Below are 13,287 nucleotides of genomic sequence, written 5' to 3'. Positions count from 1 at the left end.
GCCCGAGGGCGGGACAGCACATCGAACCGAACCCCCGGAAGTCAGCCCTCGGCCTCGGTGTAGACGAAGGTCTCCAGCAGCCGGCGGTCCGCCGCCCGGTATCCCGGACACACCACGAAGGCGACGGGTCGCCCGGCCTCGCACGAGGGCCAGAGGGCGTGTTCCTCCGGATCCGCCGGGGCTCCGGGTTCCACCGCGAAGTCGAAGCGGCTGGCATGACCACTGACGGTCATGGCCCGGAACAGATGGGCGGCCTCCGTGCCGACCCGCTCCAACAGCCGCTGGTGGCGCGCGTCGAGCCCCACCACCCCGGCGTCGGTGGCGATGCGGGCCAGTTCGGCGAGGTCGGGTTCGCCGAGCCCACCCTGCTCGTCGGGGCCGAACAGCACCACACACAGCCGGCTGATCAACTGCGCCTGGCGCCGTACGACGTCACGGGGCCGCTCCGCCGTCAGCCGCGGCTGGATCAGGTCGGGCATCCGCTGGGTGTACAACGCCCGGAGCCGCTGGGCGAGTTCGTAGTGGACGAGAAAGTCCTCACGGGTGAGATCGGCCCGTTCCGTGACCTGGGTGACCCGCACCAGGTCCAGTACCTCGCTCTGCTCCTCGAGCACACGGCGGGTGTCCGCGACGGCCGTCTCCAGCGTCCGGGCCCGTTCCTCCGCGCGTTCTTGGCGCATCCTCAACTCGATCAGCCGGTCACCCAGCGGGTCGAGCGCGGCCAGCGCGGCCCGCTGGTCGTCCGCGGCGGCCTCCAGCTTCCGGATCCGCGACTCCAGGGTGTCCAAGCCGTCCAGCCCGATGCTCACTTCCTGCGGCCGCTTGCCCTTGTCGCGGTTGAACAGCACGTCTCCTCCTTCGGGGCGGTAGGCCATGGCTATACGCGGTCGAAGTCGACGGAGACCTGGCGGGTCTCCCCGGTTTCGGGGTCGAACACCTCGACCCGCAGTTCGGCGGCGCCGAAGTAGAACAGCAGCATGATCGGGCGCTCGCGCAGCGGTCTGCCCACGGTGCCGGACAGGTCGACGGTCAGCCGGCCGATCTCCTCGCACCCCTCCTCGTCGACGTACCGGGGATCGGCCTTCGCGGAGCGGTACAGGCGTACGTCGAGTTCGTCCTGGTCCTCGCGGACCGGCACGATCCGGAAGGGGTGGGCGTCGTTCACCCGCACGCTGTCCATGCGCCGGACCGCGACACCGAAACGGCCGACGCACAGGAGGTCGCCCTCGTCGTCGCGGTACATGCGCATCGTGGAATCGACCCCCTCCTCGAAGGGCTTGGCCGTCTCGAAGCCGTAGGTGTACTTCGCCTGCCGGGAGACGAACACGTCCGGCCGGTAGGCGAAGTGGACGGCGCCCTCCAGGACCGCGAGGGCCGGGTCCGGCGGGACGAGGATGCGGTGCCGCTCGCCGAAGCGGGCCCGCATCCGCTCGCGCAGCCACGGGGAGCGGGCGAATCCGCCGACAAGGACCAGGGTCTCCGGCTCCGCGCCCGCGCCGCTGGTCCGGCCGATGGTCGCGAGCTGCTCCGCGACCTTGTCCAGGATGCCGTCCACCCTCTCGTCGAGCAGCCCCTTCACTTCCTCGGGAGGCAGCACGATCTGCCGCGGCAGGCCGGCGGCATCGCGTGTCAGCCGCACCCGCACCGGCTCGTCCAGGAGGTCCCACACGGTGACCGGAACCTCGATCCGCACCGGGTCCAGCACATGGGCGACCGCAGCCGCTTCCCGGTCCGGTTCCACCGTCGCCTTGGCCCGCTCCCACTGCCCGGACAGCTCGAGCAGCTCGCCGGGGTGGTCCCGTTCGATCCGCTTCAAGGCCGCCGGGCCGAAGCGGTCGCCGAGCGTCTTGTCCAGGAAGGCCTGGTTGACGTATTCCGAACCGAGCCACCCACCGGTGGCGAGGCCGATCTCGCGCAGCGCGATGGACGGACCGGCGTCACCGTGTGACTCGTACGCCGTGATGTCGACCGTGCCGCCGCCGCAGTCGACCACTACGGACCGGAAGCCGTCGAGGTGCAGGGGCAACCGGGCCCGCCGGTGCGGATCCGAGGCGGCGTCGGGCATCCGCAGATGGCAGTACAGGGCCGCCGCCTCCGGCTCGATGGCCAGCAGCAGCCGCTCCGGATCACCGGGGAACCCCGCGTCCACGGCAAGTCGCCGCAGCACCGCCTTGTCCTCGTCGTCCCAGATCGCGGGGACGGTGATGCACCAGCGGACCTCTCGTTCCGTGTACGTCATCCTCTTGATCTCCGCGGTCGCCAGTTCGCGGATCTCCTTGAGGTAGGCGGTGACCAGTTCCCGTATCAGACCGCGGTCGGTGCGGTCGACGAAGCCGCCCGTGATCGGCAGGTCCGCCATCGAACCGCCGCTCTTCAGCGCCGTCTTGAAGGCGTAGGCATAGCCGAGCCCTTCGGACTCCCCCTTCGTCAGGGCCTCGACCCACCGAGCGCGCGCCTCGTGGCCCCAGGCGACAGTGTCCCCGCCGTCCGTCACCAGGATCGCGGTCAGGTTCTTCGGACTGTCCAGCTGCCGACCCGGGAACCGGGTGAAGAACTGCACCCGCCTGGTCAGCGGATCGTCGTTGAGCGGCGTTCGCACCGTCCAGGCGAAGCCGGTGCCGTGCGTGCCGAAGTCGACGGCCGCCACCACCTTGGCTTCGTCCGATCCCATGACCAGTGCTCCTGTCTGCCGGTGCTCGCACCCTTGCTCGCTGTAAGCTCGCTCCCAGACAGAGTGGTGGGTTTCCGCGGCAGCGTGGAGCGGTCGGCTGTTGCCAATGCTTTCTGGCAACACAGGGCGGGGAGCGGGCCGTTGGGAGGATGGCGATCGAAGAGAACGCGTTCGGCGCAGAGTTGCGCCGACGTCGGACGGCGGCCGGCAAGTCACTGAGCGAGCTGGCCGAAGAGGTGCACTGCAGCCGCAGCTTTCTGAGCAGGATCGAGACGGGCCAGCGACGTGTCACGCACGAGCTCGCGCAGCTGTGCGACGAGCGGCTGGAAGCGAGGGGCGCGCTGCTCGCCCTGGTTCCCGATCCGTCCACCGAGCGGATCTCGAAGACGATCGGCCCGGGCCCGGGGGAGCGGGCGGCCAAACTGGTGAAGTCCGGTGCGGGCAGGAGTGGTTCGGCCGCCGCTCGGCAACGGGACGAGTTCGACCGGCTGCTACGGCGCGGCGACCTCAGCCACACCGCCGGGGCCATGCGCGAGGCGGACCGGCTCTACCGGGCGGCGTACGCGAGCGCCGAGGGGGATCCCCCGGCCCGGGCGGAGGCCGTCATCAGGATGGCCCGCCGATGGTCGGATCCCGGGCAGGTCGACCACGAACTGCTCCAGCTGATCAGGGAGAGCCTGGCCGCGCTGGGCGACGACGGGAGCGTCGAGGCCGCCGGACTGCGCCTCAGGCTCAACGCGCACCTGGCGAAGAAGCTCTCCATGGCGGTCAGCCAGGACACCGCCGCCGGCCAGGCGGGCCCGGAGCAGGGCGCACGGCTGGCGCGCAGCACGCTGCGCAGGCTGTCCGTGGACGGCAAGGACGACGAGGTGGCCTGCGAGGTGCTCACCGAATGCCGGTGGGGACTGTACGACTTCATGTCCACCGCGGAGTCCCTGACGCTCTCCGAACGCCTGCGGGACGCCGCGGCCCGGCACGGCTCGGCCTACTTCCGCGGCGAGGCGCTCATGGCCGTCGCCCTCGACCAGTTGCGGGCCGGCAAGGTGTACAGCGCGCTGGCCACGGCCAACCAGTACCGCAAGCACGCCGCGGACACCCGCGGTGTGCTGACCACTTGGCAGCAGCACACCCTGGACGCCCTGCTCGACCTGTGGCACGGCCGGTTCGACAAGGCCGCGGGCTGGATCTTCGGCGACGCGCTGACGTTCGTCGAGCGATTACCCGCCGATCTGGCCGTCCCCGCCGACAACCTGCACCAGACCCGCCTCGGCCAGGCCTACTGGCTGCTGCGCGAACAGGGACGGATGGCGGATCTGTTCGCCTCCGGTCTGGCGGACACCGTCGAACGGCACGGTTACTTCCCCGTCTGGCGGGCCGGGCTCGCGCTCGCGCTGTGCGAGACGGGTCAGTACGCCGAAGGGGCGGACCGGCTCGTGGGATTCGCCCACGACACCGACGACTTCAGCCGGTTCCCGCCGTCCGGATGGGCGGTGCCCACCCTGGTGCTGCTCGCCGAGGTGAGCGCCGCGCTCGACGCCCGGGGCGGATTCGAGGCCGAGCTGCGCCAGGTCCTGCCGGTACTGCGTGAGCGGCTGGCCGCCCACGACGGCGAGCAGATCGCCCTCGCGGGCTGGCCCACCGTGCTGATCGGGCCGACCGCCCGGGCCCGCGGACTGCTGGCCCTGGCCGCCGGAGAGCCGGACACCGCCCTCGCCCATTTCCGCACCGCGACCGAACCGGTCCGCTCCTCCCAGCCTCAGCTGGCCCGCCTCCGGCTGGCCCAGGCCCGCGCGCTTCGCAGGTCCGGCCGCCCCGGCGCCGGCGCCCACGCCTCCGGTCTGCTGCGGGAGGCGCTGCGCGTGGCCCGGGCGTACGGAATGGCGGCCCTCGCGATCGAGTGCGCGGCGCTGCTGGACTCCACGGCGGACGCCTAGCGCCTGTCCGGCGGATCAGGGGACGTAGGGACACTCGTGCCGCCGGGCCCCTTTCGGGTGGGGCCGGCGGCACGAATGGTGTGGAGCGGACGGGCTACGGCTTGCGGGCCACCACCCCGTACATCGCGATGTCCTCGTCGCGGATGCCCGTCTCCGTGCCGTCCGGGTGCCACTTGTGGACCTGGACGACGCCGGGCTCGACGAGTTCGAGGCCCTCGAAGAACTCCTCGGCCTCCGCGTGGGTGCGAAGCCGCATGGGCATGTTGCGGGCCGCGTACTCACGGGCGACGCGGGCCACCTCGGCGGGCGCGAACTCGGCGGTGCCGATGGACATCGCCAGGTAGCTGCCCGAGGGAAGGGGCTCCAGGAGGCGCCGGACGATGCCGACAGCGTCGTCCTCGTCCAGGACGAAGTGGACGATGGCGATCACCGTGAGGGCGACCGGCTGGGTGAGGTCGAGGGTGTCACGCAGTTCCGCCGCGCCCAGGATCGTCGCCGGGTCGAGCATGTCCGCCTCGACGTACGCGGTCTTGCCCTCGGGGGTGCTCGACAGTAAACCCTGCGACAGGGTGAGGACGATGGGGTCGTTGTCCACGTAGACGACCCGCGAGTCGGGGGCCACCGACTGGGCGATCTCATGGAGGTTGGGGGAGGTGGGGATGCCGGTGCCGATGTCGAGGAACTGGCGTATCCCCGCCTCCTTGGCCAGATAGGCCACCGCGCGGTTCATCCAGTCGCGGTTGGCCTTCATGTGGATCGGGAGGGCGGGCCACTCCCGCGCCATCGCGTCGCCCGCCTCCTTGTCGGCGGGGTAGTAGTCCTTACCGCCCAGGATGTAGTCGTAGATGCGCGCGGAGTGTGCGCTCTCGGTGTCGATACGGTCGGCAGGCCATCCGTTGTCGGGCAACGCCGCCCCTCCCATCAAGTCGTCGGTGCACAGCTGGTGTTCGTGGGGGAAAGAGAACTTCGTAGGGAACAAGAACTTCGTAGGGAACAAGAACTTCGTAGGGAACAAGAACTTCGTGGGGAACGAGAACTTCGTGGGGGAAAGAGCAGGGCATAGGAATCAGACAAGGTTGTCAGAGGAGGAAGTCGGCCTCCCCCGCCTTGACGCCCGCAAGAAAGCTCGTCATTTCACGGGGCGTGAAAACCAGGGCGGGCCCTTCGGGATCGGTGGACTGACGCAGCGCGATCCGCCCGTCGCCCAGTTTCTTCGCCTCGACGCAGGCGCCGCCCGCGTCGTCGCTCCATGGCTTGGACCAGCCCTGCGTGCCCAGTTCCCGGGACGGCATGCCGTTGCGTATGTGGTGGTGCACTCATAGCTCCTTGCGAATCGCACCGAGAAGTTCCTCGGTCTTCCTGGCGGGCGTCGACTGTGCGCCCAGCCGGTCCAGGGCCTCGCGGTACACCACGACGTCGTCGTCCTTGTCGAGGTAGACGGCGCCCACCAGACCGCTCAGATAGACGATGTCCGGCAACTCGCGTGCCCTGAACCGGAAGAGATGGAACGCGCCGGCCCGCATGGCCGGATGCGGGCCGTTCCTGAACGGCATGATCTGCAGGGTCACATGGGGGAGCGCGTTGGCCGCGATCAGATGGTCGATCTGCGCGCGCATCACCTCGGCCCCGCCGACCGGCCACCTCAGCACGGTCTCGTCCATCACCACCCAGACGCGCGGTGGAGCGGGCCGGGACAGCAGCTCCTGACGGCGCATGCGCAGCGCGACCCGGCGCTCGGTCGCCTCGGCCGAGGCGTGCGGATTGCCCGCACCGAGCAGGGCGCGCGCGTACGCCTCCGTCTGCAGCAGCCCGTGTACGAACTCCGCCTCGTACGCACGGATCTGGAGGGCCGCCTGCTCCAGGCTCAGATACGCCGCGAACCAGTCCGGCAGGACATCACGGTATGTGTGCCACCAGCCGCGTTTGTTGGCCTCGCGGACCGACTTCAGGAAGGTGTCGATCTCCTGCTGGTCCGTCACGCCGTACGTCTGGAGGAGCTTCTCGGCGTCGGTGAGCCGGAGCCGGGCCACCTTGGCGGCCTCCATCCGGCGGATGGTGGAGTGGCTGACGCCGAGCGCCTCGCCCGCCTGCTCGTATGTCAGCCCGGCCTGGGTACGCAGCTCCTCCAGCTGCTTGCCGAGAATCATGCGCAGGACGGAAGGGGCGCCGCCCCAGTCGGTCTCCGTGGACACGCCTTACCCCCTCACAGCGGGCTTCGAGGTCGCAGTCTGTCACGATCATCCGTCGACGGGGGAAGCATGCACCTGGCACATTGCAATTTTCAACTTGTCGGTTGCGAGGTGTTGTTGGCAGCTGCAACAGTGGTCCTATCGTCCCTGGCCCGGTGAAGGGAGAGGCTGTGCGGCCCAGTTGGGGGAGACGGGGCTGCGACGTGACGCCTTGCACGGTGAGTTGTGCGCATCTCGCGGCAGTGCGGGGCCACGGGGGACGGCATTGGCACCGCTTGTGGTGCGAAGGCAGACGAAAGGCGAACGGCGATGACCCCGCCCTCCCTCCCCCAGCCTTTAGGCCTACCACCAGGGGACGAATATCCCCGTCGGGCAGGTGTGTTCGCCCTGCCCGCGGCGCCCGCCTCGGTGGGTATGGCCCGAAGAGACGTCCGTGAGTCGCTCACCGAGTGGGGCATCGACCCCGAGACCCGCGACAACGCGATCCTGGTGACCTCCGAGCTCGTCACCAACGCGCTGACGCACACGGCGAGCGAGTGGATCGTGTGCAGAGTCCACATCGCCGAGGAGCGGCTCCACATCGAGGTCGAGGACCAGCACCGTGGCTGGAGCCTTCCGGCCCAGCGCCGGCCGGGGCCCGACGACCAGGGTGGACGTGGACTCCTGCTGGTCGGCGCCCTGAGCAGCGACTGGGGCGTCAGAGACACCGCCGACGGCTCCGGACGCATCGTCTGGGCCGTACTGCCGTCGAAGGGAGGAGACACCGTGTCGACCGGCTCGCCGGCGACCGTGACCATGGCCCGGCCCATCCCCCACTCGGCCGAAGGATCTTTAACTGATGGAACGACAGCACATTCCTGACCTGCGTGATCACCAGCTCGCCGGCCACCCGGGCGACTACCTTTCCGCCCTCGACGGCCGAGACCGTCTCCCCGCCCCCGACGGCCGCGATCACACCGACGCCGTCGATCCGCGCCCGTACCCCGCCGTTTTCGGCCTGCGCATGTACATCCCCACCGCGCCGCCGCACGAGTCCCCGGCACGACTGGCGATACCCGCCGAGTTGTCCGCCGGTCTGGGATACGACGCGGTGGGCACCTCCCCGGAACACGGGCAGCGGATCATGGACTGTCTGCCCCGCGTCGGTTGTGTCTTCGCCGACGACGAGCGGTGGTGGTGGATCGTCCCCTCCGGCTCCCACATAGGCGTCACCTGGCCGGCCGCCACCAGCTACGCGGTGGGCGCGCGGCTGGCCGACCCGTCCTGGACACGGTCCCTGCTGCACTCACGGTCCGCTCGCCCCCGTCTGATCCACCGGCCCGAGGGCGACTCGCCGTACACGCCGCCGATCCCGCTGTACTTCCTCACCTGCCGCCTCGCGGGCAGCACCCCGAGCTGGTCGCACGGCGCGGGTATCTAGAGACCTGAGGCTCTTCGGCCGCCAACACGCAAGCAATCACCTGCACAACTGTCCGTGGCCGGGCGACTGCCTCGATCCGGATGTGTGCGGGCGTGAGGGAGGCCGGTCCGCGTGGGCGGGCCGGCCTGTGGGGTTGTTCGTTCCTTTCGTGGGGCCTGGGCCCAGCTCGGGCATCGACTCGCGGGGCTGGGCCCGGGTGTGGGCCTCCGGTGCCGCTCCCGGGGATGTCCGTCGGGACCGCTCCGGAGGGTGTCCGTCGGGCCTACGCCCGAGGAGTGCTCCTCGTCGTCGCGAGCGCGCACAGCGCCCCCAGCACCACGGCCAACGCGCCGATGATGATGCTGTTGATCACGACGCCGGTGTCCGGGCTGGTTCCGACCACCCACGGTGAGATGATCAGCCACGCGCCCATCGCGCAGATGGCCCAGCTCAGGCCGTACATCCTTTCGGGGGCCCTGGTGAATCCGAGGGCCAGCAGGCCTATGGCGATGCCCATGATGAGGTTGTGCGTCGCCAGGGCGGGCTGGCTCGTCGTGTAGTGGAGTATCCACGGGGATACGGCGCAGTACAGACCGAGCAGGAACACCGGTCCGTCCACGAGCGCCACATCGCGGCCACCGAGCATGCGGTCATACCGCTCCCGCATTTCGGATGCATCGGGGTGGGTCGTGATGTCACCTCTGGGGTGCGAGACGTTGGCCATGAGTCGTCTCCTTCGTTCTCTGCAGGCCTGGCCGCTTCTGGTGTGGTATGCGGTTGGCGCCGCTTGTTTTCATTGTGCTCTTATTTCTTCTTTATGTGTAGAGGTCGCTTTTCTCTCCAGCGGGGCGGGATCCATCCTCAGGGGGCGATGAGGAGGCGGGCGATGGCGCGGCGGGCCCGCGTGGGTGCCTGTGGGTCGCGATGGAGCTGGATGGACTGATTGGCCGCCAGGGCCACGCCGTTGAGCTCGAAGACGAGCTGTTCCACATCGGTGCGCGGCGGCAGTTCGCGGGCCTCGACCGCCGTGCCCAACTCCGCCGCGACATACGCCGACCAGGAGGCGAGCGCGTCGAGCACCGCGTCGCGGACCGGACCGGGCCGGCCGTCGAACTCGCTCGCCACCGAGCTGAGGAAGCAGCCCTCGTGCCCCTCGCCCTCGGCCATGTAGTCGATCCACTCGTCGAAGGCGCGCGTCAGCCGTTCGGTGCCGGGTCTGGCGCCGACGGCCCGGGCCGGCACGCGTAGCCGGAACATCTCGACGGCCGCGGCCAGAACGGCGAGTTGGAGCGCTTCCTTGCTGCCGAAGTGGCCGATCACCCCGGCCTTGCTCATCTCCAGATCGGTCGCCAGGCGGCCGATGGTGAGGCCTTCGAGGCCCTCCGTGGAGGCCAGTGTCAGGGCGCTGTCGATGATCCGGCTCCGCGTGGCGGCAGTTTCGGCAACGGACTTGCGGGGGCTCATGCGGTCACTTTAACCTAACGACCGTTCGTGATTAGCTGACGATCGTTCGGTAGCTATCTGCTCGGGGTCGTGAGCGGGCGGTACCGGGCGTGTGAAACGGACCCACCGAAGGGAGTCACCGTGAAGATCCATCACCTGAACTGCGGTTCCATGCGGACGATCGACACCGAGGAGGGGAGCCTTCCCGCGGTCTGCCACTGTCTCCTCGTGGAGACCGACCGGGACGGGCTCGTCCTCGTCGAGAGCGGCATCGGTACGCAGGACGTGGCGCGGCCCGAGGAGAGCCTCGGCGCGGACTTCCTCGGCCGGGCCCAGCCCGTCCTCGACCTCGCGGAGACCGCGCTGCACCAGGTCACCGCGCTCGGCTTCCGTCCTGAGGACGTCCGGCACGTCGTCCTCAGCCACCTCGACCTCGACCATGCCGGGGGACTGCCCGACTTCCCGTGGGCCAAGGTCCATCTGAGCGAGGCCGAACACCGCGCGGCGATGGCGGCCCCCGGGGCTCACCCCGAGGACCGCGTCCGCTACCGCCCCGCCCAGTGGGCGCACCGGCCGCACTGGGTGACGTACACGCAGCCGCACGGCGAGACGTGGTTCGGATTCGACGCCGTGCGCCCGCTGGAGGGCCTGGACGCCGAGATCCTGCTGGTCCCGCTCGGCGGCCACACCCGCGGCCACAGTGCGATCGCCGTCGCCGCCGGCGGCCGCCGGCTGCTGCACTGCGGGGACGCGTACTACTTCCACCACGAGATCGACCCCGACCACCCCCGGGGACACCCCGGCATGGACGTCCTCCAGCAGCTCACCGAGGTGGACCGGCCGCTGCGCCTCGGCAACCACGCCCGTCTGCGGGAACTGGTGCGGCTGCACGGTGACGAGGTGGACGTCTTCAGCGCGCACGACCCGTGGGAACTGGCGCGCTACGCGGGCGGCATCAGGACGGTGTCGACGATGTAGACCGTCGCGTTGGCGGTCGGGACGTTGCCGCAGACGACCTCGGCGGAGTCGTTCACGGTGTACGCGGTGCCCGAGCCCGCCGTCTTCAACTCGCCTTCTCCAGCGTCGGGAAGGTGCCGTTACCGAGTTGCCTGGGCGTTGTGGAGCGTGTCGAGGAGCCCGGCCTTCTTGACCGCCGTGACCAGCGTGGACAGCGCGGGATTGTTCGAGGCCGCGGTGGCCACCGGGTCCTTGGCCATGTCGGAGAACGACCCCGCGCCCTCCTTGGGCACGGACGAACAGGCCGGTCCGAAGGACTCGTTGCTCGTCGCCCCGCTGTTCATGCCGTCGCTCGTGGCGGAGGTCCGGGCGGCGGACGGTGTGGCGTCGGCCGCGGTGTCCGTCGTCTCCCCGCTGGTGATGAGCTGACTGCTGATCAACGGCAGCGGGAAGCCGTTGCTGGAGCGGCACTTGGCGGACCGTGCGGGGTTCGCCGAGTATGCCGCGAGGACCAGCGGGTTCTTTCCACGACCGCCGAAGCCGCGCGGCTGACGGGACCCGGATCAGGTGGGGAAGCTCAGCAACGCCACGGGCGCGGAGGTCGGTTTCGCCGAACCACCCGCCGGTTCGACGGTGATACCGATGCCCGACGCCCGGTCGACACGACCGTCCAGCAGGACCGCCTCGGTGGCCCGGTGGGGGTCCATCAGACCGGCGGAGCGCATGGTGCCCGCGTCGTCGAACCACAGCTGGTAGACCTTGCCGCTCGGCGGCTTCGCCATCCCCGAGGCGACGAAGACGGCTCGGTCACGGCTCGCGGAGACGACCACCGTGCCACGGGCGCCGCCCGCCAGTGTCGCGGTGCGGCTCCTCGCGTCGGGGGCGGCCAGCACCGCGGCCGGTTCGGCTGTTCGCCCCTCGGCCTGCCGCGCCGTGTCCCGCGCCTGCTGGGCCCGGTCGTGTTGCCAGACCGCCGTGCCGCCGAACCCGGCCGCGGCGGCGACGCAGGCGGCCAGCGCCCACCGCGACAGCCGGCGGGTGCCCCCGCCGCGCGTCCAGGACCGCCGTGGGAGGGGCACCGTCCGCGGCGCCTCCTGCCGGACCGTGGCGATCCGCCGCATGACCCTGTTCTTGAGGTCCGGGGCCGGCACGGTCGCCGCCGCCAGACCCAGCCGCGCGGCCGCGGCGGCCAGTTCCCGGACCTCCTGGCGGCAGGACTCACAGTCCGCGGCGTGCCGCTCGAACCTGCCGCGCTCCTGCTCGTCGAGGGCGTGCAGGGCGTACGCGCCCGTCAGGCTGTGCAGATCGGCCATGGTCATGCGGTGACCCCCAGGCAGTCACGAAGGCGAATGAGACCGTCACGCCGGCGGGTCCTGACCGTGCCCAGCGGCAGGGTCAGCAGTTCCACGACCTTCCGGTAGGTCAAACCGCGGTAGTACGCCAAGGTCACCGACTGGCGCTGGAGCTCCGTCAGCGTGCGCAGACAGCGCCGCACCTGCACACGCTCCAGCCGGGCCTCGACCTGCTCGGTGACCTCGTCGAACTCGCGCGTCCGGTCGAGCAGGGCCGCCTTGTGCTCCCGGGCCGCCGAGGCCTCGACCGAGCGCACCCGGTCCACGGCCCGCTGGTGGGCGAGGGTGAGTACCCAGTTCATGACCGAACCCTTCTCGGGCCGGTACCGGACAGCGGTCCGCCACACCTCGACCAGCACCTCCTGGGCCACCTCCTCCGACTGGGCCCGGTCGCGCAGCACCCTGCGCGCGATGCCCAGCACCGGTCCCGCCACGATGTCGTAGACCGCGGTGAAGGCCTGCTGGTCGCCTCGGGCGACGTCGGCCATCAGGTCCGGCAGACTGGGCTCCGCGGCCGGGTTTCTCCCGATCTCCACGGCTTCCTTCACAGGGGGTCCTCCAGGACGTACGAATGGTTCGGGTGGGATCCGGAGCCGGTGGGGTGTCGGATTGGCCCGCGGTGGCGAATTCACCGGTGGCGGCTTCGGCGCGGGCGTGGCGAGGGCGGTTTCGCGGGCGTGGCGTGCGCCGCCGGGCGTTCAGCCGACGGCCTCCGCGCGCAGACAGCGGCGCAGCTGGTGCAGTCCGCGCCGGGCGTGGCTCTTGACGGTGCCCAGCGGCCAGCCGGTGCGCTGGGCGATCTGGGGCTGGGTCAGGTCCTCGTAGAACGCGAGGTGCAGCACCCGGCGCTGGGGCGCGGGGAGCCTGGCGAGCTCGCCGCGCAGGAGGACGCGGTCGAGCACCGTCTCCGGGCGGCCGTGGGTGTCGTCGACCGGGCCGAGGAGGGCTCCCGCGGCGGCGACCAGATCGGTACGGCGGGTCCGCGCGGAGAGCGCGTCGGCGATCTTGCGGCGGGTGATGCCGACGAGCCAGCCGGCGAACGCGCCGCGCTCGGGACGGTAGCCCTGCCGGCCCTGCCAGGCGGCCAGGAACACCTGCTGGGTGACGTCCTCGGCCTCCCGGGTGTCGCCCAGCGAACGTCCGGCCAGGGTGTGCACCAGCGTTCCCCAGCGGTGGTAGGCGGCGGTCAGACACTCCTCGTCGCCGTCCACGAGGCCCTGGGCCACATCCGCGTCGGAGAGCCCCTCCCACTGCCCGCCGACGCACTGCTCGGTGATGGAATCCACGGTCATGGCCACGGCTCCTCGGTTGGGGCGGGCTCCCGGTCACCGTGCGCTTCCCG

General features: G+C 70.6%; 14 protein-coding genes and 1 pseudogene. 4 read left to right on the top strand and 11 right to left on the bottom strand.

Going from position 1 to position 13,287, the window contains the following annotated elements:
• Positions 1–41: 41 nt before the first annotated feature.
• Positions 42–848, bottom strand: coding sequence for a hypothetical protein (locus ACFVWD_RS03430; protein WP_389593709.1), 807 nt, complete (start codon positions 846–848; stop codon positions 42–44).
• 29 nt (positions 849–877) lie between these two features.
• A complete protein-coding gene (locus tag ACFVWD_RS03425) occupies positions 878–2,671 on the bottom strand; it encodes an Hsp70 family protein (protein ID WP_389593707.1) in 1,794 nt (597 codons plus the stop codon).
• 149 nt (positions 2,672–2,820) lie between these two features.
• Between ACFVWD_RS03425 and ACFVWD_RS03420 the strand changes: the two genes are divergently transcribed.
• Entirely contained in the window at positions 2,821–4,605 is a 1,785-nt protein-coding gene (locus ACFVWD_RS03420) for a helix-turn-helix domain-containing protein (protein WP_389593705.1), read from the top strand.
• A 94-nt stretch (positions 4,606–4,699) separates the two neighbouring features.
• Here ACFVWD_RS03420 and ACFVWD_RS03415 read toward each other — a convergent pair whose 3' ends face one another.
• The 3 genes from ACFVWD_RS03415 to ACFVWD_RS03405 all read right to left on the bottom strand — a co-directional run bounded on the left by ACFVWD_RS03415 (position 4,700) and on the right by ACFVWD_RS03405 (position 6,797).
• On the bottom strand, positions 4,700–5,512 hold the full coding sequence (locus ACFVWD_RS03415; RefSeq protein WP_360280151.1) for an SAM-dependent methyltransferase: 813 nt from the start codon (positions 5,510–5,512) through the stop codon (positions 4,700–4,702).
• Between the two features lie 172 nt (positions 5,513–5,684).
• Complete coding sequence (locus tag ACFVWD_RS03410; protein ID WP_054233852.1) at positions 5,685–5,897, bottom strand: DUF397 domain-containing protein; 213 nt, start codon at positions 5,895–5,897, stop codon at positions 5,685–5,687.
• Between the two features lie 24 nt (positions 5,898–5,921).
• Complete coding sequence (locus ACFVWD_RS03405) at positions 5,922–6,797, bottom strand: helix-turn-helix domain-containing protein (protein WP_389593703.1); 876 nt, start codon at positions 6,795–6,797, stop codon at positions 5,922–5,924.
• Positions 6,798–7,103: 306 nt separating this feature from the next.
• Here ACFVWD_RS03405 and ACFVWD_RS03400 point away from each other — a divergent pair, with 306 nt between their 5' ends.
• Together ACFVWD_RS03400 and ACFVWD_RS03395 are read left to right on the top strand one after the other, a co-directional pair.
• Positions 7,104–7,655 carry an ATP-binding protein gene (locus ACFVWD_RS03400; protein WP_389593702.1) on the top strand — a complete coding sequence of 184 codons (552 nt, stop codon included), beginning with the start codon at positions 7,104–7,106 and terminating at the stop codon, positions 7,653–7,655.
• Entirely contained in the window at positions 7,633–8,214 is a 582-nt protein-coding gene (locus ACFVWD_RS03395; protein ID WP_389593700.1) for a hypothetical protein, read from the top strand. The genes ACFVWD_RS03400 and ACFVWD_RS03395 overlap by 23 nt, the downstream gene beginning before the upstream one ends.
• Before the next feature lie 262 nt (positions 8,215–8,476).
• Here the strand turns inward: ACFVWD_RS03395 and ACFVWD_RS03390 are convergent, their stop codons facing one another.
• On the bottom strand, positions 8,477–8,917 hold the full coding sequence (locus tag ACFVWD_RS03390; protein WP_168505677.1) for an SPW repeat protein: 441 nt from the start codon (positions 8,915–8,917) through the stop codon (positions 8,477–8,479).
• A gap of 137 nt (positions 8,918–9,054) precedes the next feature.
• Entirely contained in the window at positions 9,055–9,657 is a 603-nt protein-coding gene (locus ACFVWD_RS03385) for a TetR/AcrR family transcriptional regulator (protein WP_389593698.1), read from the bottom strand.
• 120 nt (positions 9,658–9,777) lie between these two features.
• Here ACFVWD_RS03385 and ACFVWD_RS03380 point away from each other — a divergent pair, with 120 nt between their 5' ends.
• Positions 9,778–10,614, top strand: coding sequence for an MBL fold metallo-hydrolase (locus tag ACFVWD_RS03380; protein WP_389593696.1), 837 nt, complete (start codon positions 9,778–9,780; stop codon positions 10,612–10,614).
• On the opposite strand, the pseudogene ACFVWD_RS03375 reads toward ACFVWD_RS03380, so the two are convergent.
• The 4 genes and pseudogenes from ACFVWD_RS03375 to ACFVWD_RS03360 form a co-directional block, all read right to left on the bottom strand.
• Positions 10,578–11,039, bottom strand: a pseudogene (locus ACFVWD_RS03375) (fasciclin domain-containing protein). The gene ACFVWD_RS03380 and the pseudogene ACFVWD_RS03375 sit on opposite strands and share 37 nt — an antisense overlap.
• A gap of 117 nt (positions 11,040–11,156) precedes the next feature.
• Positions 11,157–11,912, bottom strand: a complete 756-nt coding sequence (locus ACFVWD_RS03370) for an anti-sigma factor domain-containing protein (RefSeq protein ID WP_389593693.1) — start codon at positions 11,910–11,912, stop codon at positions 11,157–11,159.
• Positions 11,909–12,493, bottom strand: coding sequence for an ECF RNA polymerase sigma factor SigK (gene sigK / locus ACFVWD_RS03365; RefSeq protein ID WP_389593691.1), 585 nt, complete (start codon positions 12,491–12,493; stop codon positions 11,909–11,911). Before sigK ends, ACFVWD_RS03370 begins: the two co-directional genes overlap by 4 nt.
• Before the next feature lie 150 nt (positions 12,494–12,643).
• Positions 12,644–13,237 carry a sigma-70 family RNA polymerase sigma factor gene (locus tag ACFVWD_RS03360; protein ID WP_389593690.1) on the bottom strand — a complete coding sequence of 198 codons (594 nt, stop codon included), beginning with the start codon at positions 13,235–13,237 and terminating at the stop codon, positions 12,644–12,646.
• Positions 13,238–13,287: the final 50 nt, after the last annotated feature.

The sequence above is a fragment of the Streptomyces sp. NPDC058086 genome (assembly GCF_042885015.1).
Taxonomy (GTDB): domain Bacteria; phylum Actinomycetota; class Actinomycetes; order Streptomycetales; family Streptomycetaceae; genus Streptomyces.
The sequence above is the reverse complement of the archived record's forward strand: the minus strand, read 5'-3'. Positions and strand labels throughout refer to the sequence as shown.

What these genes read in the sequence shown, in the direction of transcription:
- ACFVWD_RS03425 (WP_389593707.1), bottom strand. Translation starts at nt 2,671, where the DNA reads ATGGGATCGGACGAAGCCAAGGTGGTGGCGGCCGTCGACTTCGGCACG.
- ACFVWD_RS03420 (WP_389593705.1), top strand. Translation starts at nt 2,821, where the DNA reads ATGGCGATCGAAGAGAACGCGTTCGGCGCAGAGTTGCGCCGACGTCGG.
- ACFVWD_RS03410 (WP_054233852.1), bottom strand. Translation starts at nt 5,897, where the DNA reads ATGCCGTCCCGGGAACTGGGCACGCAGGGCTGGTCCAAGCCATGGAGC.
- ACFVWD_RS03400 (WP_389593702.1), top strand. Translation starts at nt 7,104, where the DNA reads ATGACCCCGCCCTCCCTCCCCCAGCCTTTAGGCCTACCACCAGGGGAC.
- ACFVWD_RS03395 (WP_389593700.1), top strand. Translation starts at nt 7,633, where the DNA reads ATGGAACGACAGCACATTCCTGACCTGCGTGATCACCAGCTCGCCGGC.
- ACFVWD_RS03390 (WP_168505677.1), bottom strand. Translation starts at nt 8,917, where the DNA reads ATGGCCAACGTCTCGCACCCCAGAGGTGACATCACGACCCACCCCGAT.
- ACFVWD_RS03385 (WP_389593698.1), bottom strand. Translation starts at nt 9,657, where the DNA reads ATGAGCCCCCGCAAGTCCGTTGCCGAAACTGCCGCCACGCGGAGCCGG.
- ACFVWD_RS03370 (WP_389593693.1), bottom strand. Translation starts at nt 11,912, where the DNA reads ATGACCATGGCCGATCTGCACAGCCTGACGGGCGCGTACGCCCTGCAC.
- ACFVWD_RS03360 (WP_389593690.1), bottom strand. Translation starts at nt 13,237, where the DNA reads ATGACCGTGGATTCCATCACCGAGCAGTGCGTCGGCGGGCAGTGGGAG.